Source organism: Methylobacterium sp. AC315, assembly GCF_979253755.1.
In genome coordinates this window covers 1-25,773 of sequence record NZ_CEEDEA010000039.1, presented here as the reverse complement: position 1 = coordinate 25,773, position 25,773 = coordinate 1, and the positions used below count along the sequence as shown (strand labels likewise).

At 62.0% G+C, this 25,773-nt stretch carries 17 protein-coding genes and 2 pseudogenes; 5 read left to right on the top strand and 14 right to left on the bottom strand.

Annotated features, from left to right (window positions below; genetic code table 11):
* Positions 1 to 326 precede the first annotated feature (326 nt).
* On the bottom strand, positions 327 to 1,472 hold the full coding sequence (locus tag AC0IY0_RS27875) for a hypothetical protein (RefSeq protein ID WP_471766310.1): 1,146 nt from the start codon (positions 1,470 to 1,472) through the stop codon (positions 327 to 329).
* A 286-nt stretch (positions 1,473 to 1,758) separates the two neighbouring features.
* Between AC0IY0_RS27875 and AC0IY0_RS27870 the strand changes: the two genes are divergently transcribed.
* Entirely contained in the window at positions 1,759 to 2,223 is a 465-nt protein-coding gene (locus tag AC0IY0_RS27870) for a hypothetical protein (protein ID WP_471766309.1), read from the top strand.
* A 562-nt stretch (positions 2,224 to 2,785) separates the two neighbouring features.
* Here the strand turns inward: AC0IY0_RS27870 and AC0IY0_RS27865 are convergent.
* The 3 genes from AC0IY0_RS27865 to AC0IY0_RS27855 form a co-directional block, all read right to left on the bottom strand.
* On the bottom strand, positions 2,786 to 4,060 hold the full coding sequence (locus tag AC0IY0_RS27865) for a class I SAM-dependent methyltransferase (RefSeq protein WP_471766308.1): 1,275 nt from the start codon (positions 4,058 to 4,060) through the stop codon (positions 2,786 to 2,788).
* A gap of 856 nt (positions 4,061 to 4,916) precedes the next feature.
* A complete protein-coding gene (locus AC0IY0_RS27860; protein ID WP_471766307.1) occupies positions 4,917 to 5,966 on the bottom strand; it encodes an FkbM family methyltransferase in 1,050 nt (349 codons plus the stop codon).
* A gap of 711 nt (positions 5,967 to 6,677) precedes the next feature.
* Positions 6,678 to 7,277 (bottom strand): acyltransferase, encoded by a 600-nt coding sequence (locus AC0IY0_RS27855; protein WP_471766306.1) that lies wholly within the window; start codon positions 7,275 to 7,277, stop codon positions 6,678 to 6,680.
* Positions 7,278 to 7,869: 592 nt separating this feature from the next.
* On the opposite strand from AC0IY0_RS27855, the gene AC0IY0_RS27850 reads away from it, so the two are divergent.
* Complete coding sequence (locus AC0IY0_RS27850; RefSeq protein ID WP_471766305.1) at positions 7,870 to 8,907, top strand: hypothetical protein; 1,038 nt, start codon at positions 7,870 to 7,872, stop codon at positions 8,905 to 8,907.
* 745 nt (positions 8,908 to 9,652) lie between these two features.
* On the opposite strand, the gene AC0IY0_RS27845 is transcribed toward AC0IY0_RS27850, so the two are convergent.
* The 3 genes from AC0IY0_RS27845 to AC0IY0_RS27835 all read right to left on the bottom strand — a co-directional run bounded on the left by AC0IY0_RS27845 (position 9,653) and on the right by AC0IY0_RS27835 (position 12,087).
* Complete coding sequence (locus AC0IY0_RS27845; RefSeq protein ID WP_471766304.1) at positions 9,653 to 10,894, bottom strand: KpsE/RkpR family capsule polysaccharide export protein; 1,242 nt, start codon at positions 10,892 to 10,894, stop codon at positions 9,653 to 9,655.
* Positions 10,895 to 11,062: 168 nt separating this feature from the next.
* Complete coding sequence (locus AC0IY0_RS27840) at positions 11,063 to 11,566, bottom strand: hypothetical protein (RefSeq protein WP_471766303.1); 504 nt, start codon at positions 11,564 to 11,566, stop codon at positions 11,063 to 11,065.
* A 137-nt stretch (positions 11,567 to 11,703) separates the two neighbouring features.
* Entirely contained in the window at positions 11,704 to 12,087 is a 384-nt protein-coding gene (locus tag AC0IY0_RS27835; RefSeq protein ID WP_471766302.1) for a hypothetical protein, read from the bottom strand.
* A gap of 657 nt (positions 12,088 to 12,744) precedes the next feature.
* Between AC0IY0_RS27835 and AC0IY0_RS27830 the strand changes: the two genes are divergently transcribed.
* On the top strand, positions 12,745 to 13,539 hold the full coding sequence (locus tag AC0IY0_RS27830; RefSeq protein WP_471766301.1) for an ABC transporter permease: 795 nt from the start codon (positions 12,745 to 12,747) through the stop codon (positions 13,537 to 13,539).
* 485 nt (positions 13,540 to 14,024) lie between these two features.
* Here AC0IY0_RS27830 and AC0IY0_RS27825 read toward each other — a convergent pair whose 3' ends face one another.
* The gene (locus tag AC0IY0_RS27825; RefSeq protein ID WP_471766300.1) at positions 14,025 to 14,288 is read right to left on the bottom strand and encodes a hypothetical protein; all 264 of its coding nucleotides are present in this window, start codon (positions 14,286 to 14,288) and stop codon (positions 14,025 to 14,027) included.
* A 1,437-nt stretch (positions 14,289 to 15,725) separates the two neighbouring features.
* Here AC0IY0_RS27825 and AC0IY0_RS27820 point away from each other — a divergent pair.
* Positions 15,726 to 17,111, top strand: a complete 1,386-nt coding sequence (locus AC0IY0_RS27820) for a hypothetical protein (RefSeq protein ID WP_471766299.1) — start codon at positions 15,726 to 15,728, stop codon at positions 17,109 to 17,111.
* A gap of 181 nt (positions 17,112 to 17,292) precedes the next feature.
* Here AC0IY0_RS27820 and AC0IY0_RS27815 read toward each other — a convergent pair whose 3' ends face one another.
* The 3 genes and pseudogenes from AC0IY0_RS27815 to tnpC all read right to left on the bottom strand — a co-directional run bounded on the left by AC0IY0_RS27815 (position 17,293) and on the right by tnpC (position 20,873).
* Positions 17,293 to 18,321, bottom strand: coding sequence for an alginate O-acetyltransferase AlgX-related protein (locus tag AC0IY0_RS27815; protein ID WP_471766298.1), 1,029 nt, complete (start codon positions 18,319 to 18,321; stop codon positions 17,293 to 17,295).
* A 119-nt stretch (positions 18,322 to 18,440) separates the two neighbouring features.
* Positions 18,441 to 19,373 carry a methyltransferase domain-containing protein gene (locus AC0IY0_RS27810; RefSeq protein ID WP_471766297.1) on the bottom strand — a complete coding sequence of 311 codons (933 nt, stop codon included), beginning with the start codon at positions 19,371 to 19,373 and terminating at the stop codon, positions 18,441 to 18,443.
* A 197-nt stretch (positions 19,374 to 19,570) separates the two neighbouring features.
* Positions 19,571 to 20,873 (bottom strand): annotated as a pseudogene (tnpC, locus tag AC0IY0_RS27805) (IS66 family transposase).
* A 234-nt stretch (positions 20,874 to 21,107) separates the two neighbouring features.
* Here tnpC and AC0IY0_RS27800 point away from each other — a divergent pair.
* Positions 21,108 to 21,827 carry a hypothetical protein gene (locus tag AC0IY0_RS27800; protein WP_471766296.1) on the top strand — a complete coding sequence of 240 codons (720 nt, stop codon included), beginning with the start codon at positions 21,108 to 21,110 and terminating at the stop codon, positions 21,825 to 21,827.
* Between the two features lie 88 nt (positions 21,828 to 21,915).
* On the opposite strand, the gene AC0IY0_RS27795 is transcribed toward AC0IY0_RS27800, so the two are convergent.
* The 3 genes and pseudogenes from AC0IY0_RS27795 to AC0IY0_RS27785 form a co-directional block, all read right to left on the bottom strand.
* Positions 21,916 to 24,057, bottom strand: coding sequence for a caspase family protein (locus tag AC0IY0_RS27795; protein WP_471766295.1), 2,142 nt, complete (start codon positions 24,055 to 24,057; stop codon positions 21,916 to 21,918).
* Positions 24,058 to 24,378: 321 nt separating this feature from the next.
* A complete protein-coding gene (locus AC0IY0_RS27790) occupies positions 24,379 to 25,365 on the bottom strand; it encodes an IS481 family transposase (RefSeq protein ID WP_471766294.1) in 987 nt (328 codons plus the stop codon).
* Positions 25,366 to 25,470: 105 nt separating this feature from the next.
* Positions 25,471 to 25,773: pseudogene (locus tag AC0IY0_RS27785) on the bottom strand (transposase); the annotation flags it as partial.

Sequence of the window (25,773 nt, the reverse complement as noted above, 5' to 3'; positions counted from 1 at the left end):
CCGTCGAGGGGCAGGTCAACCGCCTCAAGCTGATCAAGCGGAGCATGTACGGTCGCGCCGGTTTCGATCTCCTGCGCCAACGCGTCCTGCATGCTGCATGAGCCGGGATCGGCAAAGCTTGATCGGATGCCAAACCTTCGGCACCGAAAGTGCGGAAGAACCAATGTTCAACGCTGTTTGACAATTTCCAAGCCCCCACAGCCCCTTTGCGGCACGATATCGCCGCGCGAACACGCGTTTTCTGATGCGGGCCGGACTGTGAAAGCGTCGTTCGCGACTTTGCTCAAAGGTCTGGCCCCCAGCGTCCGCGCGGACGCCAGACACGTTCAGGGGGCGGGCCCGTTCGGCCCATCCTCCCGCGGCTCCTCGGGCCGCGCAGACTGATCGCGTCTGACGATCGCCGCCGTGAGCCGCGCGTGATGAGCCCGGGCAGCCTCGGCTGCCGCTGCCGCGTCGGCGGGATCCCGAGTGCTCGGGGACTTCGATGGCATCGGCATGGGCGCGAGATCAAATTCAGGCTCCGGCGCGGGGATGCGCTCCGCACCCGCTACAGCCACGCTCGCGGCCCGTTCGAGCGCTCGGACCCTGTCGCGATCCGGCATAGCGAGCCCGTCGCGCGGCTCCCACCCTGAACCAGCGCCCGCATAGTGCCGGCGGGCCGTTACCAGCGAAGCGTGGCCCGCCAGCGCGGCGATCGCAGCCCGGGACAGCCCGGACTTCGACCAAGTGGCGATCGCCGTATGTCGAAAGCTATACAGCGACAGGCGGCGCAGACCGCACGCTTGGCACGCCCGGGCGAGCGTCTCGGATAAGGCATTGCGCCAATGTGCGAAACTTGGGTAGTGCGCCACCGAGGGTCCGACCGCGGTCACGAACAGACCTGCGGCCTTGCGCACCTTCGGTCTGTAGGCTCCCAGCCCGATCGATCTCTCCACCGCTCCCGCACGGCCGTTTCCAGCCTTGGCATTGCGCACGACGAGCCAATCCCCGTCGATCCGCGCATCGACCCACTCCACCGGTCGGCAACCCGTTCGAGGCACGAAGAATATGAATAGTGCGAGCAGCGGCACCAGATCGCGGTCGGATCGCCCCCGCGCCCTGAGGGCGAGGTAACAGAAGAGCGTCATAGCCTCGCCCGCGGTCGCGTCCGTGACCTTGCGACTCGCAGTTCGCGGCACCTCCGGAATGCCCCCGCGCACACGTAAAGCGGCATCCACCCGCTGCACGGCCGCGTTTATCGAATCCCGATCGCTCTCGCCGCACAGCGACCGAAGGACCGCCCCGATCTCCTGCCGATAGAGCCGCGTCGTGGCGGGACGGAGAACATCTGTCTCTCGCTCCAATGCCACGCAAAGCGCCTCGACCGGATCCGTGATCGTCGGCCACATCCGCTGGGCCCGGCGCAGGTGCCGACGCCCAGCCTTTAGATAGGCCTCCTCCGTCCCCTTCGAGCGCACGACCATCGCCACCAAGACTAACACTCCAGCGCCGACCAATCAGTCACCGATCAAATTCAATTTCTCATAACACGTTATGTGACGTTAGTCCACGGTTTTGGCATTTCGGTTTCGCACGGCGGCGCATCCCTAGCGACACATTTTCGCGCAGCACAGCACCCGACACCTCCCTTCGGACGCCCCCGGGGCCGGCATCGTTGCCACGTATGCGCGCTCCAGGGCGATCTCGTGTGCACGGACGAATTGCATTCTCGGCCAATCGTGGCACTTTCTACGAGACGATGCGCCACCGGAGGATACCGTGTCGACACTGGAGACGCTGCGTGGCTTAGAGGCGAAGCTCGAACGCGAGCTCCGCGGCAACGTGATCTACAAGGATCTTCTCGTCATCCGACGGGCGATCGCCGATCTCGCCGGGGGTGACGGGGCGCGACCTGCAGGTCAGCCGGCTCTGGCGGGCCAGCCGAACCGACAGGGCAATAGGAACCGCCGAGTTGCTCTCGATGCGTGCTTCGAGCATCTTTCCGGCCAGACGGAGCCTGTCAGGACGGCGGAACTCGACCAGCACTTGGAGACTCTGCAGATCAGGCTGAACGGATCATCGCCCATATCGAATCTCTCGGCTGCGCTGGGCACAGACGGCAGGTTCGCGAGGGTCGGTAGAAAGGGATGGCTTCAGGCGCCCCCGAAGGAGCAGAAACGAGAAACCTCCGGCGATCGCCCCAGCGAAAGGGCGGGCGACGCCGACGAGCCTCCCCGGGAATGACGCAGAGGTGGCGCGCCGTGTCCATGGCGACTTCAACCGGAGGCGCCTGCACCGCCCACGCGACACGTCGACGATGTCAGACCGACGGACCAAGCATTCGCGCGGTCATGATCGCGTAGGCGGTGGCCTCCCGCCACGCAGAGGCGCGGGCCCCCGAGATGCGTGCTTCGAGCGGGCGCGATCGGTCGCGTCCGGCGGGGATCGCGGCTCCCGACGCTCCGCGCCTGACACCCGCGCTCCGCAGCGCCAAGCGGCACTCGGTCATCGCTCGCTTCCACGCATCGGACGGACGAGCATCCTCAGTTCGAATCTGGGCGAGGGCGAGGGAGCCGACGTTGCACCTCGACCACGGGGCCTCGCGAGCGCGGATGCCCGCCGACGGAACGTGTCTCAGCGTCGCGCGGCAGCCCGCGGGCGCCCGCGGCCGGCAGGTCAGCACGCTCCTCACGGTGGCGACGAAACGGAAGGCCGCGTCCCCACCGCCGTCGAGAGACGCCCGCTCCACCGTGGGTATTACCGGCCGACCTGGATCTTTCCGGCTCGCGATGACCGTGAGACCGACCTATCGTCCCCGAACACGCTCCAGGAGTCTTCCGAGACCGTTCGCGCTCCGCCCCGCGGCGGCCGGCCGGGACGAGGCTGACGCGGGAGGCGCTCGACGTGTGGCGGCGTCGGCGCCCTTCTCGATCACGAACATGCCCCAGCCGATGTAGCTGCGGTCGCGCAGCTCCGCCATCGGAACCGACGCCCGAGGATCGTCGCTTAAAATCGGCTTGAGGAAGATCTGGCGCGCGGGCCCGACGTTCGCGATTCCGTCGATATAGCCCTGCACGTCGGCGAGTTCCATGCCGACTTCCATGATCCCATAGGTGTCCATCACCTCGACCGACACCGCGTCCGACTCGTGCTGGCCGCCCGGTTCGAGCAGCACGATTCGACCCGGGTCTTTGAGCGCGCGCGCGTAGCGGCGCATCGCGGCCGGCCGGTCGGGGATGTGGTGAAACGCGTCGAAGCATAGGACCGCGTCGAACACGCCCTCTCGGAACGGGAGATTCTCGGAATCGCCGATGACGAGGTGCGGCTGGTTGTTTGGCCCCATCCGTCGCCGTCCGACGTCCGGGTAGACCCGGGAGATGTCGATGCCGACCGCGTCGATGCCGAGTTCCACCAGCCACTCGGTGGTCCAGCCGTAGCCGCACCCGGCGTCGAGCACGCGCTGTCCATGCTGCAGTTGCAGGAACGGCAGGCAATTGCCGAAGCCGCGGATCAGGTCAGCCGGGTGGTTGTAGATGTTGGGATTGAACGGCGACAGCAGCCCCGGCGCGAGGAAGTTCGCCTTGTCCTCGACCTTGTCGAGCAGGCCGATCTCAGACGTCTTGTGATTGTCCCCGCGTCGAACACCGGCGTCGACCCCCGCGATCGCGTGTCGGAGCGCGTCGGCAAGTTCTGCCGGAATGCGCGGCGCGATGATTTGATCGAGGAAGTCGCGGTGACTGCCCCAGTCGCGCAGCGACGCGGGCAGGATCTCCGGCACGGTGTCGACGATCGGGTACCACAGGCCCGTGTCGGTGGCGACGAGGAGCCCGTCGACCACGATCACGTGTCGGCTGCGCTCCGGGTCGTCCGCATCGCTCGCGTGCTGCGCGAGGTGGCGGGCGTAGAACGCACCCGCCTCACCGTCGGGCGCCGGTCCGACCGACACACCCGGGCGACTAACCCGCTCGCCGGGCTGGCCGTAGGGCCCGATATACGGAACCGCCGCCTCCGAGGCGCCGACGAGTACGAATGGCGCGCCCGTGTCCGGCGAGGCGAGCAGATCGAGGAAGCTGTAGCGCATCGCTCTTCCGATGAAGTTGGCCGTGGCGGCCCTTCTATCGCCCCCCGTCCGCCGAAGCCAACCGCGAGGCAGATGTCGCCAGATCGTCCAGGGCGCGGCGCGGTAGACGCGCGGCGGGAGCCACACGCGAGGGGCGCCGATCCCACAATCCGTATAACGCACTCGATTCAAACGAGATTCGGCTCGGATCACGCCCGTCATGTGGAGGTAGAGGTAATGCGGTGTCGTCCCGCTGCCGACGCGGCTCATACCGGTTGCTGCCGAAACCTTTGAGACGCCACGGCACGTCCGGTCACCGCCCCCGAAGCAGGCGGACTTCCGTGATGGGGTCACGAGTGTCGATCCGATTCGAGCCGCACAAAGCTGCCCCGACGACGACCCCTCCAACGCTGGGCGGCACCCAGTCGCCTTGATCGAAGCCCGCAGTACTGCGTGCGCCGCCACGCGTGGCTTCGGCCCACCCGCTGTGGGATCCAGAGCCAGCAGCTCACAAAGGGCTGGGACGGATGGGCGTTTGGAGACGGCTGACGGATGCTCGACGCGGGGCCCCGGCCCGGGCCGGTCCGGAGCGCGCTCAGCAATTCACGTACTGATCGGCTACCGAAGCAGCCGTCCGGGCGCGGATCTCAACGGCGCACTTCACACTCTCGATCTCACCACCGGCCCACATATCGAACAGGGGCATTTAAACGGGGAGGCCTTCTCGATCGACCTTCAAGCCGATCACCGGCTGCGCTCAGCCCAAGCGATGCCGAACCCGTCCGGCCTCGGCCTCCCCATGAAGCCTCGGGAGCTCCACCCAACGGGGGGCCTTGCCGGAGTTCCGTGGAACGGGGAGTTGGCCTTGCCGGACGGCTCAGAACACGCGCACCTTATCGAGGTGCAGGAACGCGCGCTCGGCCAATTGCAAGCGCACGTACCGGGCGCGCTCCCCCGCGAGCCGGACCTGCAGCGGACGGCCATCCGCGCCACCGAACGTGCGGCCACCCTGATCGTGCACGCAGCGCCAGGCTTCGCCGTCATCCGACAGCAGCACCTGCAAGGTCCGCGAACGCTCCCGGGCGCAATCCATGCGGTTGAACACTCGCACCTCGTTGAGCGGGCGCACCGCCTCCAGATCCACCTGCCACCACGGCGCGTCCTCGATGTCGGTGTGGAAGCCGGGCCGCCCGGTCAACGGGCCATCGACGCCCCCCTGCGGTCCGTTCGCAGCGTCGAAGTAGGACCATTCGCACAGGCTGCTCTGCGCCGCCGGGCGCCCCTCGCTCACCACCCCGTCGTAATCCGGCATGCTGATCGCGGGCTTCGGCCGACAGTAGAACGCTTCGCCGTGACCGGCGGCGTCGAGGTTGAGCCAGCGCAGGCGCAGATCGAAGCCACGCAGGAAAGCCGTGACCTCGTCCAGCGTGCAGCCGCCCGCGTAGAGAGGCGCTTCGCTCACCTCGATGTACACCCCGTCCAGGGCCGGGAGGGTCTGCGTCGCCCCCTGCAGCACCCGCAGGTCGGAGCCCTGCGCATCGATCACCAAGAGGTTGGGTACCCGACCCGGGCTGTGCTCGGCGACGATCCGGTCGACGGTCGTCGTCACCATCCGCTGCGCGCCGGTATAGACGATGTCCGGATGGTGATCGGCATGTGCGCCCAGCGCGAGCAGGCTGGAGGACTGGCCGCCGTTGCTGGCGACGTTGAATACGACCTCCTCGCCCGCACGATCGGCGCACACCGCCCGGATCGCCCGGTGGAACGGCATCCCGGCGAGGTTGGCCTCCAGGATCGCGAAGGCGCCATCGACCGGCTCGACGTACAAGCACGGGCTCGCGCCGTTGGCCGCGTAATCGTGACGTTCCTGGCCCTCGTTGGCCCCGACGTGGAGGATGCTCTCCACCCAGTGACCCGCACGATTCATCTGTTCCAAGGCATCCAGCATAGATCACTCACAGTGGTAGATGGCGACGTCGATCGAGCCCCAACGATGCCGACAGCGCCAGCGTAACGGGCGGAGGTGATCGAGCTCGTCGGGTCGCGTTCGCGGTACCCCCGGCAGACGCCAGGCCCGGGCTCTCAGCCGCGGGAGTTGTCGCGGCAATGGGGCGAGGGCAAGGCCGAGCTCGGATTGGGCACCAGAGCCCCGACATCCCACGAGGGAGCGCGGGTCGAGCTCAGGGGCGAGTTCGCCCCAGGACGGCGCGGGTTGAACGCGCGCGGGAGGCGCATTTTGCCGTACCTTCTAGACCGCGCTCGTCAACGGCCGAATCTGTAGTCGCCCGCAGGCGAAGACATCGATCCCCGCGCTTCCAAACCGAAGCCGGCCATGCGCGCCTCGGCGCGCGGAGGGCCGATGAGGATCAGACTCTCGCCCACGCGAACCAGCCCGTTCTTTACACGAAAGCCCCACGTCGCGGTCAGGGGCGTCCTGGTGCTCGTGAGCTGGAGCCCGGGTATGGGCACGAAGACGGTGCCGTGCCTTCCCGACACCCGCGAACGGTTTAGCTGCAATGCACGGGATGCGTGCGAGCGCGGCCCGGAAGTCGAAACGCAATTTCGACTCTACGGAAGGGACTGTGCCGATCAGGCCTCGCCTGGGCGGCGGTTTCGCCGCCGGCGATCGCGCGATCGTTCAGATCAGGTCATTGCGCCAAGTCACATCGGTGCGCAGCACCTTAGCCGGGATGCCTCCCACCAACACGTTGGCCGGAAAGGTGCCGCTCACCAGGGAGTTGGCGGCGGCGATCGAGCCGTCGCCGATCGTGGTGCCTTTTAGGATCGTCGACATGGTCCCGAGCCAGACCCGATGACCGACGTGGATCGGGCGAGGCGGATTAACCCGCTCACCGGTATTCACGTCGACGATCGAGTGCATGTCGCTCACCGTGAAACTTACGCCCCCCGCGATCAGACAATTGTGGCCGATGGTGATGTCGCGGGCCTCGTGCGCAGCGATGGAGGCGTCCCCGACGAAAGCGGTGTGTTCGCCGATGATCAATTTCGAAGCCGCGAGCAGGTAGACCTGGAGCGTCTCCAAGCGGACGTGATCGCCCACGTGGATCGTCCCGTGCGATCGGCACAGGATCGACAGGCCGTTGCAGTGCGATCCACGCCCGATCATGACGTGGTTGTGGTGCCCTTCAAAAATGATCCTCCCGTCATAGGCGTCCAGAAAACCGTCCGGCACATCGAGTTGATTGTTCGCGCCGCGGTCGTCGATCGTGACAGGCATATCTCTGGGGTACCCCGATCAATGGGTCGTCCCGAAACGGAGACGACACCGCACAGATGCGCGCGGATTTTGGGGGCTGCAAGCCCCGATCAGCGCCGCGTCCGACCTACGCCGGCGCGGTCGGACGCCGTCAGCGTCGACCCGCTCAGATGCGCTCGACGCTGGCCCGGTCGCGCAGCCGCGTCCGCGTCGAGCGGGTCCGGCGAATGGAACGGTCCGCGATCGCCCTACGACGATACCGGTGGCATGCCGCCTCGGCCCCCCAACGCAACTCCGGGCGACACTCATCGTCCCCTGCTGGGCACCCTCGCACCGCCAGGCGCATGTACCGAGCGCAGCGCGAAGGGCAGTGCTCGCCGATCCCCGGCGATCGACGTCGATTATCGCCCCCCGCATGTCGTCAGATGAAATGAAGTTCGGTCAGCGTCACAAGGGATCCGTGCCCGGACCCGTTGGGCGCCGATTCAGCTCGACCGAGCCCTCGGCCGGACCGGATCGCGGCGGCAGCGTCTATTTCAGGCGTGACTCATCTCCGGTTGCGGCTAGAGAAACCCCACCGTTCCCCGCCCGCGCCGCTGAGGATGTCGTGCTCATGGCCTTGACCCCGACCCTGGAGACACAACGCACCAGATTCAAACATCACGTTCCCTATTTCGACGCTCGCTTGCGGAGGCCGACCCCCTATGCGCAGTTCACCGGCGAGCCGCACTACAAGCTCGACCAGCACTGCATGCCGTACGATGCGTCGGGGTTTCTCAATCCCGTCGCAGCGGGTCCCCGCGAGAACCCGGACGAGGTGCGAATCTTCGTTGTAGGCGACAGCACGATGAACGTGGGAATTCAGTGGCTCGACCTGATCGCCGGGCGAATCGAGGATATCTTCCATCACGCCGGATCGCGGAACGTGAAGGCGTATAATTTCGGTGTCACGTCGTCGTGCACCGAACAGATGACAAGCCTCATCTTCGCGCGTCTACTAGATCTCGACCCTGACGCGCTCGTGGTCGTCAGCGGCGCCACCGACGCCTTCCAGCCGCTGACATACGATCCGCGACCGGGCCACCCCTACAACAGCTTCGTCACAGAAAGCCTCTACGGCTACTTTTTCGATGAGCGCAACGAAGCGGCTTGGCGCGACGGCTTGACCTACGATCAGCTGATCGATCGAGCGTTCGAGTACCAAACCCGACTGAAGCGCGATGTCGATTTTGGAAGCCAAGCATGGGAGATAGCGATCGCCGATCAATACAAAGTTTCTATGCGAAAACTCTCCCGAATCGCGCGCGCCGTCGAGATTCCGGTTCTGTACTTTCTAGAGCCGGTCGTAGTCCGTAAAGATAGCCCGGCTCAATCTGAGCTAAACTTGGCCGCCCCGGACACGCTGTCCTTGTTGGCCCGGCAATATGATAGATTCGAAGCTCATCTTCGCGAACTCGAACGAGACGGCCTTCCCAGCAATCTCGAATTGCACGACGCCAGTCGGCTTATCGGTGCTGACCGACCCGGAACCTTCTACGACATCGTACACTACGATTTTGACGGGCGCGCGACCGTATCGAAGTTCATCGCCCGCCATCTCGAAGATCACGTCGTCCGCTTGAGTGCGAGCCGGGGCGCCGGGCGGACCTGAGGGGGCACCATCGCTTGCCAGCAGCGGGGCACCTCCGGCTAGCGCTCCGACCACCGACCGGTTCGATGTGCGGGCCGCGGATCGATATCGTGAGCCCATGCACGCTCAAAATCGCGTAAGACCGACGCGCAGTCGTGAACCGACCAGTTGGGCTCAGCATGGAGGGTGCGATGCCGCGCATCAACTGACGCTACGATCGCTGGAAGCGTCCAGCGGGCTCAGGCGCGATGGCTCGACGCGGCGCAAAGTTTCCCCGGGCGATCAACTTTAATGCGACATTGGTATCGCAGCGAGTGGTACGATCAGCGCCCCAAGGTGTTTCCCTCCATCCATCGCGCATAGCCAGGGTGGAAGACCATCGTGGCGCCGCCGCCCACGGAAGCGCCAATGTTGGGCAGCGCAACTCCCGTCGCCATCTCCATCTCGGCAGACGTCGCCTCCTTCCGCTCACCCCGCGATCCACCTAACTCGGCCTCCATTGCCATCGTCGAATCGGGAGCGGTTTTACCCGCGCCCTCGATAGCAGCAGGTGCGTGGAACCTTTGGGCACCAGGGGGTGGCGACGAGGGTTAGAAATATCGCGCCTCCGAAACCACGTCCATACCGCCTGACTGTACCGCGCGGAGGCGCAACACTGTTCAACCGGCTCCGGAGCCGCTCACATAAGCGTCGCAGTTGGAAAGTGCAGCTTCCCCATGCCTTGTATCCACGCGGAGCGATCCGGTATCCGCACGGTTGGCGCGCGCTAGGCCATCACCTTACGCGTAAACAATACCACCGAGAAAAGCGTCGCCGCTCCCGCGGTGATCAGGCTGATCATCAGGAACCGCCGCGGCTCTGTCGAGGACTCGGCCTTAGTCGGCTGAACGATCGCCGCAAACGTCTCGACCTGCTGTGCGGCAACGATGCGGGCCCGCTCGTAGGCTATACGGACCTGCTCGTAATACTTCTCCGCGTTCTTGCGGCTATTGTCGACGGCCTCGAACCGGGTCAGCGCGTCGGAAAGCAGGCGCTTCTGTGCGGGGTCACCGCCTGCCAATTGACGGTCGACACGAGAAATGTTGTCGTCAAGATCTTTGATACGTTGCTTCAGATCGATGATTTGACGCGATTGTGGACCGAGGTCGCGCTCACCGATCCCGAGTTGGACAGCCAAGTTTATTCGCGAAGACCGCAGATCGCCTATCGTCTTGAGAGCCGCCTCGTTCGACTTCTGGGCGTCGATTACGCCCTCGCGGTTGCGCAGATCGTTGACCGATCGGCGGGCGTCGGTCAGCCTCTCCCCCGCGCGGTGCAATTCGCGAGCACTCTCGCTCACGGCGTCCTGGCGGGCGGGCGCGCTTAGGCCGTTCAGCATCCGCTCCGCCTCGCTGAGCACCGCCTCGGTGATGGCGAAGGATTCGGCTGGATCGAAAGCCTCGACCGACAGGGACATGACACCGGATCCAGATTCGACGTCGATCGTGACGCGACGTTTCCAGTACCGCATTAGCTTTTCGATCGGTTTGTCCGCGTCGAACCGAGAGAAATAGTCGATGCTGTCACGACTAAACCAGGCGCGGATCGGAAGTTTCTTTTCGAGCGCCTCCAACATTGGGCGGCTGTGAACATATGCCAGAGTGATTAGAGTATCCTGCGCGATCATCTGGTTCGGCACCCCGGCGTTCGTGCCGATCGCGTCCGACGTCGCCTTGTCAGCCGTGCCGATCGTCGGCCGGATCGCGAACCGCGCCTCCGTCACGTAGCGGTCCGAGGCGATGAGCCCATAATACGTGGCACCAGCCAGGGTCGGCAGCACGAAACACAGTACGAATAGAATCAGGATCCACGGGTCGGCCTCGACGTGGCTTTCGTAGGACCGGATGCCCGTTCTGCGATCGACCATGCTCGGGACCCGAGCGAACTGGCGCACGGCGGAGGCGATCGCCGTCCGCCGCCGAGATGCCGGGACCGGACTATCGTCGGTCCTCCGGATGTCGGTCGTCATCAGCAATTCCCTCAGCACTCAGAATCCGGGGAACGCGCGGTGCGATTGACCGAACCGCGGCCGCTCACACATGGCTCCCTGTCCGAAGTCATCGCATCGGCTGACGGCGAAAGCGTGTCGGGCGCGGCAATGTCGGCCAATGCGTATGATCGTTCGCGCGAGGCGATCTCAATCGCCCGATTCGCCCCGTTCGTCCATCTCAGTCTCGTCCACCGCGTCCTCGGCCGCGGCCTCGTCGCGGGACGCGGGCGCGGCCACGTAGAAGTCGCCCCGGCGCACCGCCTCGCCCCCGGTCACCATCATACTGAGATACGTGTTCAAGGTGTTGGGCGCGACGTCGGGTAGACGTTGCTCGATCTCCGTGTGCGACAGACCCTGAGGTCCAGTTTCCTCTAACAGCACCTTCAATCGGCCCTTGGCAGAGTTCGCCCGGGGGCCGCGGCTTCCCCGTCCAGCCATCCGTCGGGTGCGGACGGAAACATCCCCCGCCGAGTCGAGGCCGGCGGGGGAGGCGTCATCCAGAACTCCCCCCTCGACGATCGCCGCCAGGGATTTCTCCGCCGTCCGAAGCTTGTTCAGCTCGGTCGTAAGCCGTTCGTAGTCGGCCTGGAGATCAGTTCGCCGTTGCCGCACGTCAGCCAGGGCCCTTGCCAGCGTATCGTCTTCTGCCATCGTCGATTCCCGAGCACCACAGCGCGGCTGGGCTTAGGTCATAAGCGCCCCGAGGCGTCAATCAGCCGGCGCCCCGCTCGGACGATCCGCATGATGTTTGGTCCCGAACCGTGTGCGTTCTGCATGCTAAAGGGCGATCATCGGGAACTACCACCCGCCGTAGCGGCACCCGATCCTCCCGTGCTCGAACTGGAGAAAGCATCGTTGCCCGACTGCACGCCGGCCGTGCCGAGTTGAAAGCCGCGGGCATCGACGCCGTAATCCAGATCGCGCGCCTGCAGTCCCGGCGGTGCCGGGTCGAAGGGTTGCACTGTCTCGTATTGCGGTTGACCACCGGCGAGCGGGCGCGTCACAGCCTCGGCGCGGATCGCGTCCGAGCACAGCCCCTGGCACAAGGAATGGACGAGATCTGTCGGCTGGCAGATCGGCGTCATCACGCCACGCACGCAGGCGCAGCGGCACAGCGCCGAGGCGGGGAGGGGGAAGATCAACAGCGAGCAGGCGAGGAGGAGCGGGCGCATGTCAGGCTGTCCGGGAGATCGTTGCCACGCGCCGACCTGTAGCAAACCTACGCGCGGACTGCGACTCGGGATCATTCGCCTCAATCGGCCGCCCCCTGAGGACGCTTCCCGCGAACACGCCAACCGCCTTACCCTTGGGGGCATCATCCGTAATTCGGACCGCGGAACCCCAACCGCCATGTTCCATCCCCCAAGTGATGGCGCTCGGTGCGCTGCTGCCGTCCGCGCCCCCGATCTTCGCAGGCAACCCATGGGCGTCGCCGCGGAGATATCGGTGGGAGCGCGGCATGCACGATGCCTACCGTGAGCAATCGAAACGACCTGCGCCGAGTCCATTCTCGAACCCGGCGCGGTCTAGGCGGAGTGCCGCGCAACGCCCCCGAGTCGGATGATTTGACGCCCTGGCGACCAGTTAAAGCACGACCGCCGGCGATCCTTGCAGCCGTCGCAGCTTCAGAGCGCCGCGGCGACGCCCTGTGAGAGTTGGTGCCTCGATCAAACGACGCGAACCCAACGTCCAAGCCGATCGGGCGGCCTTCGTAGGCCACGCGGTCGACGCGCCCACGGTCCAGGGGGATGAGGACCAGCGGCGGACTGATTCAACGCACTTTCGCCCATGTTTGCAGCGATGTCTCGCCGACGCCGAGGTTAGGTCCCATGCCCGCATCCATACAGGCTCCCGGTCATCGGAGCCCGATCGAATCGTATCTGCACGTTCTGCACGCGCTGATACTGCGCGATATGCGCACCCGCTTCGGCGGCTCGTTCTGGGGCTATGGCGTGGTGGTCCTGTGGCCATGCATACACATCTTCATGCTGATCGCGATCTACACGTTTCAGAAAATACCCGCGCCGCTCGGCGACGACCGCGCGCTGTTCTTCGCCACCGGGGCGGTCCCGGTCCTGGTCTTTCAGTACGTGTCTCGCGAGGTCATGAAATCCGTGATCATGAACCGACCGCTGACGTACTATCCGCAGGTGAAGCTCTTTGACCTGATCTTTTCTCGAATTCTCGTCGAGATCGTGACCGGGTTTCTCGCCCTTATGGTCGTCAGTTCCGTCCTGCTTATCCTAGGGGTTAATCCGGTTCCCGCGGCCCCGCTCACGGCGGTGTGCGGCTACGTCGCCGCGATCGGCCTCGGGATTGGTGTCGGCACCATCAACGTCGCCATCATCGGTTTTTTTCCAGGCTGGATGATCGGCTATGCCCTATTCAGCATCATCCTATACATCTCCAGCGGCGTCATGTTCATGCCGAGCTATATGCCGGAAAAGGTCTACTACTGGGCAAAGTTCAATCCAGCCCTGCAAGCTGCGGAGTGGGTCAGGTCCGCCTATTATCCTTATGCCGGCCTTCAAATTGATTATTTTTACGTACTTATGTTTGGCTTCACCGCGACCACAATCGGATTGTTTCTGCTAAAGCACGTGGTCAGCAAGATGCAGGGTTAGGCCACTCCGGCCATAGGTCATCCGACCAGCCCAGCTTTTCAGTCTCTGGGAAATGGTCGATAAGAACTTGGCCACCATAAACCTCATCGGGGCCATGCGAGCGGGTTCATCCCTGCCGGATATATTGGCCCGATAGGGGTGGGGGGCCGCCTGATCGAGAGCCTAGCTGACGACGATCGTGCTATGGCGAGCGGCGAGATCGCGTGATGTCGTAGTTAGGCGAGGCAATCCAGCCTGGGGCAGAAATCCCGGTCTCGGCTCCTCGTCCCTGACATGCCGTCGGTACGTGAGAGAGCCGGTCGCATGCCGACCCGGGAGGCATTGGAGCCGGTTGCATCCGCGACGTTGACACGACTCGTGTCAGACGTGTCCCGGCCCACTCCGCTCAGTTGGACGGCATTCTCCGAGATCAATCCCGGCCTTTTCTTCGTGAGTCGATGCCCGGCGCGGACCGCATCCCAGCGCCAGTTGGCGTCAGCAGTCAATCAATGCACGACATCACCGACGACACCGCCAAACAAAGCGATACCGTCCCTCTCCACGGCCTCTAAGAATGCTCGGTAGGCATCCTGCTCCGTCGCGAAACGCTCCTGCCATTCGGTGCTGCCGCTCGACATGTGGACCACGGCCAATTGCCAGTGGTCCTGCGTACCCGCGAGTCGATAGATTTCCACGTCCACCGATTCACCGCCGCAGATGAACGAGCCTGACAGTGGTGAATGCTCGAATTCGCAGTCCTCGCCGCTCACGGCAGCCTCCATCCGAATTACAACGTTGCCGAGTGGTCATGTCATAGGCACAAAGACCTCATCGCCACCCGGCAACCGTTTCAGGAATCGCGAACGCTGCTTCCGGTCCCCGGCGCGCTTGGTCGCGAGATCGTGTCAAACGCTACCCGCGGCGATCGTGGCCTAGCTTTGCCTTGATCCATTTCTGACGCCTTGGCCAGCACGACGAAGTGCCTCGGACGGATGCTGTCCCGGCGACATGCAGTGCTAGGATGCTGCTGCCCCAACGCCGCCGCCAAACCTGCAACCTCCGCCAGCGCGTGGGGCCGTGCATGGGCATCCATCATACGACGGACCACGTCAGGTCGATGCAGTTAACGCAACCGGAGGGATCACCTCGACCGGCACGGAGCGACGCCCCCCCATGACGCCTGGACCGAATTTAAGGAGTCCGCTCCCCGTGCCGAGCGCGACATTGCTTCACCGCCACGATTGGCTCCCGGATACCGTCGGCGTTGGACGCCGGCCTGCTCACCGTTTTGGCGCGCGAGAGGTCCCAGTTGAGGCGCCGGCCGATCTTCGCCGAAGGTGATGATCGGCCGGCGCTGCGCAAAGCTCTTCCGTGGACCTGTCGAGCGGGCGACGCCCGCGACGCAGGCTGCAAGGCAGTCACCATGACGAACGAATCTCATCTTCGACGCGATAGAATCCCTACGCAGGCCGGCTGCTTTCATAAGCGCGGTTAACACCGTCCCGTTCAATGCCCTGCGCTTCGATGTCCGGATAAAGACCTCCTCGTTAACGAAGAGCCCGATAGCGATCCGAACACGCCGATCTTCGCAGACCGGACCTGTCTGAACGATGCTACATGTCGATCGGGACGCCGGCAGGTGCACCATCCTCGACAGCACAATCCGGCAAGCGCCTACGAGCAAGGGACGAGCATCGACGGAAGGAATCGAGGTCGCCATGGAAGGTCGGACCCGGACAACACCGCTCGTGCAACCGCAAGACGGTGACACAGAGCCGTCGAGCGTGATCAACGCCGTATTGATGGCGCTGGTGACCACACATGGGAGTTTCCGCCCCAAGTGGGCCCATTCTGCCAGGATTTAGGCGGAAGTTCGCATTGCCGGGCAGCGATCGCCGGGGACCTAACCGTGGGCATCGAAAAGATGTCCCACGAGAACGACATGGTATCCGGGATCGAGCGAAGGCAGCCCGGTGCAGAGGCACGCTGATCTCCGGCCCAGATGCCACAATCCCGGCAGCCACCTCCAGGATTGGCCCGCGCGCCAGCCCTTCGCCGAGGGCGCCCGCAGCCAAGCTGGCCTCGATCGATCCGCATCGGGTGACCGGCCGTAGGCGCGCGATGATTTGATAATAGATCACGCAACATCACCCAAGTGGAGGCAAACTTTGAGGCCCAATCCCGTCACCGCTTCGCTAATCGGAATCGTGGTCGCCGCAACCACGTCCCTGATCTCCACCCGGGCGGGTTGGAAAGGGCCGGATGCGCAAGCTCTCTTCGCCAACGAGGCCAACCCCAGCGGCTATAACTACGCCCCGAGCATCATCACCGAGGACGGCAGAAGCGATATCTGGTGGTGCGGGCAGAGCCAAACCGACGTCATCTTTCACCGCTCCTATAATCCTGAGACCGGATTTTCTCCGGCCCAAGTCGTTTTTCGACCCACGCCCGGATCTTGGAACCGCCAGTACGTCTGTGATCCAAGTGTGGTCAAAGGACAGTTCATAAATCCGGCCGATGGCTATCGTTACGACTATGCGATGTATTATTCCGGTTCCAATAACATTCCTGGAAACAATAATCAGGTCGGACTAGCATTTTCAAATGATAAAGTAACTTGGATCGATCATCCGCACCCGGTAATATCTCCACTAAATCCGCTCGTCGCACAGCATAATTACGGCGCCGGACAGCCGGCGACTTTTCATATTGACGGCTCAACCAACCTCTACGTCGTCACCACGGATCTCACCGGACCGCGCGGGGTGAGCGGTTTTGGCGATCTCTACGTTCGCCACACGTCAGATGGGGTAACCTTCGACGCGCCGGTCCGACTGCCGAACGCGGCCACCGATGGTACGACCATCAACCCGAACTCGGATTTCGGCTACGATCCCTCCACCGGCGATGTTTATGTCATCACGGGATTGCCGGGCCGGGATTGCCACCAGGTAACTTGCAAGGATCCCGCGCGTAATCCCGATCGCGAAACCTACCAGATGGGTCTCTACAAGATGCCGCTGAAGATCTTACTGAGCGGCCAACCAGCAAATTGGGCACCGTGCGGCTATCTCAACTCGGACATTACTGGATTTTACCTGAACCACAGCCCCGGCTTCCAGCGCGATCCGTCCGGTCGTATCACGGCGTTCCTGCCGGACGTCACCGTCTTCTTCGCGGGTGGGGACCCATATCCCGGAACGTGGCAAATCACGACAGCCACCCTGACGTCCACGTCCGATCGAGCCCCGCTCAAACGCTCATCCGGACCGAACGGGCACTGGGTCACGACCGGTCATACCGACCCAAGCTACACGTTTGAACGCGATGTCGGCGCGCTGTTCCTCCTCCCGACACCCGGGACCGCAAAGCTCATGAGCTGCACGGCCGGCGCCGACCATTTTCTCAGTCGCGATGCCAATTGCGAGGGCCAGACGCCACTGGGTCAGACAGGCTACATCTACGAAACACCGCACCCCGGCAGCCACCCGATCTTCCGTTGCAAAGCCGGCGACCGTGATCATTTCGTTTCGACGGACGACGCCTGTGAAGGGCACTCGATCGAGGGAATGCTGGGCCACGCCCTAGATTGAATCCGGCAATCGCAGTTCACCCGCCCACGGGTAGTGGGTCGGGGGACAACCCGCTCTATCTGCAACTCGGCTCGGGCCGGACGGCGTCATCGCAAGTCCTGCGCAGCCTCTACACGCATCCGGTGCGTTCCGCGGCAGATCCGGCCAAGTGCGTCCCTGCTCAACAGATCGGTCCCGTATTTCACGGGGCGGGATCGGTCACCGCGCCGGCGAGTTCATCCCCGAACCGCTCTTTGGCGTATGCCTCGACGTCAAATTCATCGCTGGGCGGGCGAAAAACGAATCGTTCCGCCATCTCGGTCATCACTATGTCAGGACCAACCCGCTCCACATAGCCGTAATCCAACTGCGTACTCCAGATAAAATGCAGCTCACGAAAAGTCTCGGCCAACATGATCATAAGCTGGATTGGAGCGACGTGAGAATAGCTGTCGCCAAACATAACCATCCGACGCGGATCCGACGCAAGTTCATTCCGATATATGACGTGTGAGCCTGTGTGAAGCGTTTGGATCTGACCGGTCCGCTCCCTGTGTTCCACGATCGGGCTGGCATAGACCCGGACGGCATCACGCTGCACCGAATGCATCGTCGCCCCCTCAGTGAGTTTGGGCTCACAGACGCCGCCCAGGTCGCCAGACCATTCCGCAAAGTACTCCGTTCGCCGTTCAGTGAAATCCCTCACCGGCCGCGCCCCAAACGCCTTGCAAATCTCATAGTAACCGATCAGCCGCCCTTCAAATGTCCAATGCGTATCGGTTCGGTGAAACAATTGTTGATCGTCACGTCGACGACGCATCGGCTCAACCAAATCAATCAGTGTTTTGCGCCAGCGCGCTTTTCGACGCAAATATTGACTAAGTCTCGCAATGCGTAAAGGATAGCGCCGATAGTATGGGTCTTCGTAATACAACCGATACGCCGGCGACAAGCGCCAATCGACGTCAATTCCGACTAGCCTATGATCATAAACTGTTATTTTTTCAGGTATTGTAACATGTTTATATAAAACATTCATTCCCCGGAGACGACGCTCGCGCGTATGGATGGTGTGACGCCACTGCCACAGCAACCACTGAACGACCGGGATATCTTGGTACTGTGCCAGGACATCGTTCGATCCGCCGACTAGGAACAGCTGATTTTCGTCTCCGATATGAATGTGCGTCGGTACGCGTGTTTCAGCCAAGTCAATCAGCGAATTGTCCATGTCCCGTGTCGCGTCATCGTGTGTAGCGTTCATGCCGGCTCCATGATCGAGGCCCGCCCACGAGATAGCGTTCTGATCTCGCAAGCCGGACGGCGCGGCTGACGCCGCTTGGCGTACCCTTACCGCCGCGTTTTTGTGGCGACGAGAAAGTTGCCGGCAGCCAATTCTGACATCGCTGCAGGGCTGATTGCGTTTAGAAATTTCCACCATGTCGGGCTCTGATGGTCGAGTTCGACCAACTCCCGCACAGTCATGCCCTCAAACTCAGCTCTCAGTTCCGGGTCCTCGATTCGAAGGGCCATGACCGCCAAGATCCACCAGATCGTATAGGCGGGCGTCTGATTGATGAGGGTTTCAGCGCTGTCGACCTTGAAGCCAGCATCCTCAAACACACTCGTAAGCCCCTCACGCGTCGCGTTAAAGAAATGCGATGGGTAACCGTGAACTGGCTGCAGAAAGGGCCAGTCGATCCAAACCTGGCCGCCGGGCTTGAGCATGCGGTGCATCTCCTGCACGACGAGCCACGGCTTCCGGGTATGTTCGAGCACAGCGAAACAGCCGATGCCGTCGAGCACCCCATCCCGGATAGGGTAGGTGCAATCCGGCGCAACGATGAGATCGGCCGACCGCGACGGATAAACCTCAACGTATAAGCAATTGTCGAAAGTCCGCTCTCGGTATCCACAACCAAGATCGAGGTAAAGCTTGTTGGAATTTGCCATAATGGCGTGATCAAAATCACCGTATCCTGGGTTGGCGCTCTCATTCATATAATCGCCAAGGCTGAAATGCTGATCGCTAGCGACGATTGGGAACGTCCCGGATGAGTCCTTATCAAGGGGGGACTTCAACACGTGCCGAAATCGCTTATATTTCTCGCCTCGATTTTTGATCAAATTGGCATATTGTTTACGGCCTTCGTTTTTTCCACAAAGTTCGAAATGCTTCCGGGGCGAAACTTTGGCCATCGCCACATCCGGATTGGCAGCGAGATACGCATATGCATCGAAATTCTGGTCTGTAACGAGCTCTAAAAGCTGATCGTCAGGCAAGGGATCGCCTCCAGTCATAAAGGCGCAGGCAAATACATCCGGGCGATGTCGCCGCGCTGCTACGCTACAACTTAGCCTTTTCGCCGTGTGGTTGAAAGCCTCGACCCCATGCGGAGCCTACCGGGGGCCCAGAAGCACAGGCCCTTCAGCTTAAGAGGCGCTTTCGGCGTAATTACCCACCCGTGTGGCGGCGTGATTTAGGCGCTGACGGTTTTGAGGATGGTGGCGAACGGGCTGGTACCGGTGAAGCTGGCGGTATCGACGACGGTGCGGATGTCGGCCTCGCCCTCGGCAGCCCACATCGCGCGGTAGCCGTTGATCATCTTGCGCTGGATGACGGAGGGACGCAGCAGCCTCTCCGAGCCGTTGTTGGTCGGCTCGACCGAGCCGGGGTGGGCGAGGAACACCGGGAGCTGGCCGCGGGCCCGGCCGATCTTGGCCTGCAGATCGCGGGTCAGGTCGCAGCGGCTAGGTGTGGCGAGGATGGCCCCGAGTTGTCGATCCAGGCTCCGGCGCTTGGCGGCGCGTGTCGAGGTGGCCAAGGTGGTGACGCGCTCGGCCAGAGCGAACACGGATTGCAGCCAGAGCTTCAGGCGCCAGGGCACCGGATCGTCGCTCGCCTCGACAACGTAGGCGACGTCGCGGGCGAGATGGGCGAGGCAGGTCTGGTGTTCGGCGGCATGACCCTGCTGGGCGGTGTAACAATCCGAGATCCACACCGCGGGCCGGTGGCCGTCCATCATCTCCCATATCACGATGGCGCCCCGCGTCGGCGAGGCCGTGTGCACCACCGCGTCGGCCGCGTGGAACACCCAATGGAAGGCGTTGCTGCCCATGATCCGCACGCCGGTCTCGTCCGAGGCGACCCCCGCGGCCCGGCGTAGCGTCGACACGGCCTTCTCGCGACCGGAGCGGAAGCGGCCCTGCACGCGCTGGAGCAGGTCTATCAGCCCGCCCTGGCTGAGCGTCAGACCGAACAGATCCGACAAGGCCGCTTGGAGCCGTTCGTGAGACAGCGCCTGAAACGTCTTGAGATAGGTCGCCACCGCATGCGGCCGCGGGCCGAACGGGGTGCCACGCGCGGCCTCCGGAACCGGCGCGACCACGCGCGCCCCGCAGGTCGGGCACTGCACGGCCAGCCGTCGATGCTGGGTGACGACTGGCATCGCCGCCGGCAGTTCGATCCGCTCGGAGACGCTGACGACCTCGGCGGAAAGATCCTCGTGCAGGGCGCCACCGCAGCACGCGCAGCGGTCGGGACGATGCTTGACGACCGCGTCGGGATCCTCGCTCATCACGCAGCTGTGGCCTCCGTGCCCGGGCTTGGCCTCGCCGGGCTTGGCCTGCTCGCGGCGCTCCTCAGGGTCGGTCGACGGTGGCTTCGAGGATGTGCGCGAGGTCTTGTCCGGACGCTGCAGCTGCAGCACCAGCTCATCCTGAGCCTGTCGACGGATCGATCAGCTCCTCACGGCTCAACCGCTCAAGATCGCTGCGCCCTATCCCACGAAGTAATCAGTGAAATCCAAACTCTGTGAGAGGGGAACGCCCGCACGATGCGAGCCGCCGTCGCCGGATACCCCCTGGGCAATTACGTACAATCGACATACGCTCGCAGGCATAATCGGCAAGAGACCTTGACGCTTGGCTTGCAAAAAACTTCAACGACAATCAACAGTCGTGGATAGTGATTTCGCGGCGACGTGGCATAATAGGACTTGGTTGAAACGCCCGGGCATGGACATGGACGAGAAACGGATTCTAATCGGCGTCGGTTACATGGTCTCGTTCATAGCAGTCGTTGCGGGGGGGGCGCTAATGATTTCCAGTACATTCACCGGTGATCTGGCACTTTCAACAGGTTCGCAGCAGTTTTTGTTGATGGAATCAGCTGCGGAACTCAAGTCTTTCCAGTCAAAAGATCCAGCAATTAACGATAGGATTTCAGAATTAGGTAGAAAAACTGCTCCCGATCAGCAAAATGTGCCTCAGAACGAACCGTTGTTATCAACAAAAACTGAAGCGCCCTCATCAGAGGCCCGAACACAATTTGTGTCGAAGGAACCACCAAAAACGGCGACATCGCCGAAAATTGAGATGAAGCCTCCACATCTTGCTGTGCCATTAATTCCACCGGAAACCCTGAACGCTCAGCCGCGAACGGATGGTCTATTAACGCCTCATGAAATTCGGCGTCTTCGGCTCGCCCTTCGCCTCACTCGCGACCAAGAGCCCTACTGGGGTCCAGTCGAACAGGCGCTGCTTGAGATTAGTGCACAACAGAATGCAATGGTGCGGGCTGGGCAGGATCCTAAGGACGCTTTCGGCATCGGTGCTGGAATGAGAATCTATTCGGCGGCGCGGCCACTTCTCGATCAACTCCGAGAGGATCAGAAGGCTCAAGTTCGTACTCGTGCCCGTGCCATGGGTTTCGGATCGATTGCGTCTTCGATATAGAAATCGGCACTTTGAAACGTCACGATTGCCCATAAATCATATTTGCTTCGAATCCTCCTGCAATTGACGTCCTACGCGCGGGAGGGGGTCATTGGAGATACAATGTCCCAGTTTTACGCCACTGTTTGAGTGGTTCTAGCAGCTTCGGCCCGCCGACACCATCCACGGCACCTTTGTAGTAACCAGCGCGCTTCAATTTGCGTTCGAGCGCCAGTCTTGTGTCCTCAGTCCAGGTTCTTGGGCTTCTGATCATCTCCTGGATCACATTCCCGTCGTCAGACGCGGCTCCGCGCAATATCAGTTCGGCCGCCTCATCCGGATTTTTGGCTACCTGTCTCCCCTCATCTAAGAGGACTGCCGCGTTGCGGAAGGCCCGCGGCTCACCGAGTTCTGCGGCTCTTCTAAAGTAATCTAACGCCGAAGACATGTTGTATTTTTCTATCATTTTTTTGGTTACTTTTCTGTCCGTATCAGATAGCAACGCACCGAGATTTAGCGTCGCTATAGCCGAACCAGATTCTGAAGCCTGCTTCAGAAGCCGAATTGCTCGATCTCGGTCAGGGGGCACGCCGATGCCATTTATCAAAGCGACCGCTAGATTAATGGAGCCATCCGGACTCCCCCGCATTGCCGCTCTGTCATAAAGCTCATAGGCGACCTTTAAATCCTTCGGCACACCATCGCCTGCCTCGTAAATCTGGCCGAGGCTTACTAAAGCTCGCAGATCGCCCTGGTCAGCGGCAATGCGATAAAGCGCCAGTGCCTCGCTTTTCTGACCCATCGCCGTCAGGACTCGAGCAAGCAGCGCCGCGTAATGCGGCATTTCTGGATGCGCTTTCCATGCCGCGCGGCAAGCCTCGATCGCCGCCTCTCCATTGCGAGGGATGTCACTGAGCAAGACCCCAGAGACGTTGGCAGTCGCGTCGCGTGGATGCGTCGCGCTCCGGTCACAAAGTGCCTCAGGTTCCGAATTTGCTCCTTCCGTATTTGGAAGTGTCTGAAGCAACTCACGGGCGCCGGTTACGTGACGGCCATCGGGTCTCCTTTCTATGTAGAATTCAACCAGCGCTCTAATCCGTGAACGCTGCGCAAGCTCCCACAGGCGATCGTCCGAGATGCTGTCGATACCAGCGGTGCCGCGCGACGTGGACATAGCCGAGGGCTCAAGAGCGGCCACTTTGATAATCTGCCGGGCCTCGGCCACATGAGGACCCTCTGGGTGACGATCAACGTAGACCCGAAGCAGATTTATATCTCGACTGGTTGCGGCGAGTTGCCAGAGCTGCGTTTCGGGTGAGGTGAGCAAAGGCTGACCGGGGGCAAAATAAAATTGCGCAGTGAGAGACGAGTTTTCCCACGGGATCTGATATCCCCCTGTTGAAGCAATCACATCTTTACGGACTTCAATCATCATTGAATTTACATCTTGGCCGCGCACCGGGAGGTGGCTGAGGAAAGCCTGGGCAAATGGGCTGTTGCGGCTACCACCGTCGAAAGCGATGTTGTCCGGTTGGGTGGCGTATGCGAATAGAAATCCCGCCGCGCTTCCAAGGCGCGCAAGCCCATCCTGAACTTTATGTGATATATTGGTCTCACCAGCCCCGCCACGGAGGGGGTTGTTTCTACAGGCATCGAGGAAGATCAGGCGACTGGAGCGGCTGTTTTCAAGGCCCTTCGTGAGATCGTATAAGTCAATAGCCTGACTTCTTACATCTTCAGCTTTGGTGATCACTGCATCAACAGGCACAAGATAATTTCTCTGATCAACCTGGAATCCGTGTCCGGCATAATAAAAAATTGCTGCTTCTGCATCTTTCGCTTCAGTTTGAAATTTTGTAATTAATTCCGCCATCTGAGACTTATTGAGATCTTGGCCCTTAATTACATGAAATCCTAGCAGTTTCAGTGCCGTTGCAATGTCTAGGACGTCGTTTGCGGGGTTCTTTAGTGGCTTGAATGATGTATATGCCGCATTGCCGATCACGAGTGCTACACGGTCATTATCTGCCGCTGCAGCTGGTAAGAGGCTGCAAAATATCATCCCGAGAGTCGTCAAAGCATAGAAGGTCCGTTGCGAATTGCGAATATTGCATATCAAAATATGTAAATAAGCTATGATACGAGAATTGACTTTCATTATTATCATATAAATTGACTTTCGCATCGATTCTATGTTTATATTTGCAGTCTGCCGATGAGCCTTGTCTGAAGCTACAAGATGATCTTTCATCAGATGCGACCACGATAAACGTTGTTTTATGTGATGTAAATGTCACGGTTTTTAGGCTTATAGCAGAGGGACGCTGTGATGCCAATCAAGACGTTTTGTGATTTGAGCCAATCCAAGGCTTCGCTGGTTTTGTGATCTTGCGGCTTAAGGGGAAGCACCCGCAGGACTGAGCGCGAATGTCAGAATCGGTCTGTCAGCATAATTGGTTGCCTCCGATCGTCGAGTTGGTCGTGACAGGAATAAGCTCGGTCCAGATGGCATGAGCAACTGGTGAGGCATCGCTGGCATTCGGCACATGTGTACGTCCAGGTTCCGACAGCGCTAGCTGTCAGGATTCGAGACCTCCTTTGCGTCTGCGACGATGCGAAGGGCACGTTTGATGAGACTTGGGCTGGGCGATCTGTAGGCGGGATTGGCGAGCGCGGGCTCAGCTTCGAGACGCTGGCGCAGCACCATCTCGGGCGAGAAACCTTTGAGCACGCGCTGACGGCGACCGTTGTAGGCCGCGTTGAAGCCGCGCAGCACGATCTCCAGGTCGGCGTGGCTGTAGATCATGATGCCTAACACCTCCCGCTGCACCCGGCCGTTGAAGCGCTCGACCATGCCATTGGTCTTCGGCGTGTACGGGCGCGTCTTGCGATGCTGCACACCGTGCCGCTCGCAAGCTGCCTGGAAAGCATCGGCCGTGAAGCAGGAGCCCCGGTCGGTGAGCACGTGGGTGATCCGGAAGGGGAAGGCGTCGAGTGCGTCCGTGAGGAAGGCCACCGCCGAGGCCGTTGTCTCGTCGTCCATGACGGCGAGGTGCACGTAGCGGGAGGCGCGGTCGATGGCGACGTAGAGGAAGCGCTTGCGGGTAAAGCCGTCGCAGTCACGCAGTTTGGGTAGGTGCTTCACGTCGACATGCACGAAGCCGACCTCGTAGTCCTTGAAGGTGCCGTGCGGCTTGCGGGCCTGCTCGGCAGGCGGCAGCCGGTTGAGGCCCTCCGCCCTGAGGATGCGGTAGACGGCGTCCCGGTTCAGGTGCGGCAGGAAGTGGCTGACGACGAAGGTCAGCGCGTCGAGGGGGAAGCCGGTGGAGCGGCGGAGCGCGCACGCGATGGTACGCTCCTCATCGCTGGCGCGCCAGGGCAGCTTATGCGGCCGGGCCGAGCGATCGTGACAGGCATCGGGGCCGCGTTTGCGCCATTTGCGGATGGTCTCGGTGGAGACGCCGTAGCGCTTGGCCAGCACCCCGGAGCTTTCGGGCGAGCGGGCGATCTCGGCGCGGACAACCGGAGTGGTGGGGGCCTGGGGATGGATGGCAAGCATCAACGAGCCCTCCTGGCAGCACGGCGGCGCACACCCTCGAACCGCCAAGCGTAGGCTTTGATCGCCCAACGTGCCCCATCCCAGCGACGTTCCGCAACCAAACAGCTAGTGGTCTGAGTTAGAGGTTCTTTGGCAGAAGCGTCCGAGGCTGGCGAGGATGGCCTCGGCGGGTTTGGTCCAGACGAAGGGCTTCGGGTCGGCGTTGGTGTGGTCGATGTAGCGGTGGATCGCGGCTTTGAGATCGTCGGTGTGTTGGAAGGCGCCGCGCTGTAGGCGTCTGCGGGTGAGGCGAGCGAACTAGCCCTCGACGAGGTTGAGCCACGATGCGGATGTCGGGGTGAAGTGCAGGTGCCAGCGCGGGCGCTTCAGCAGCCAGTCGTGGATCAGTTTGGTCTTGTGGGTGGCGGC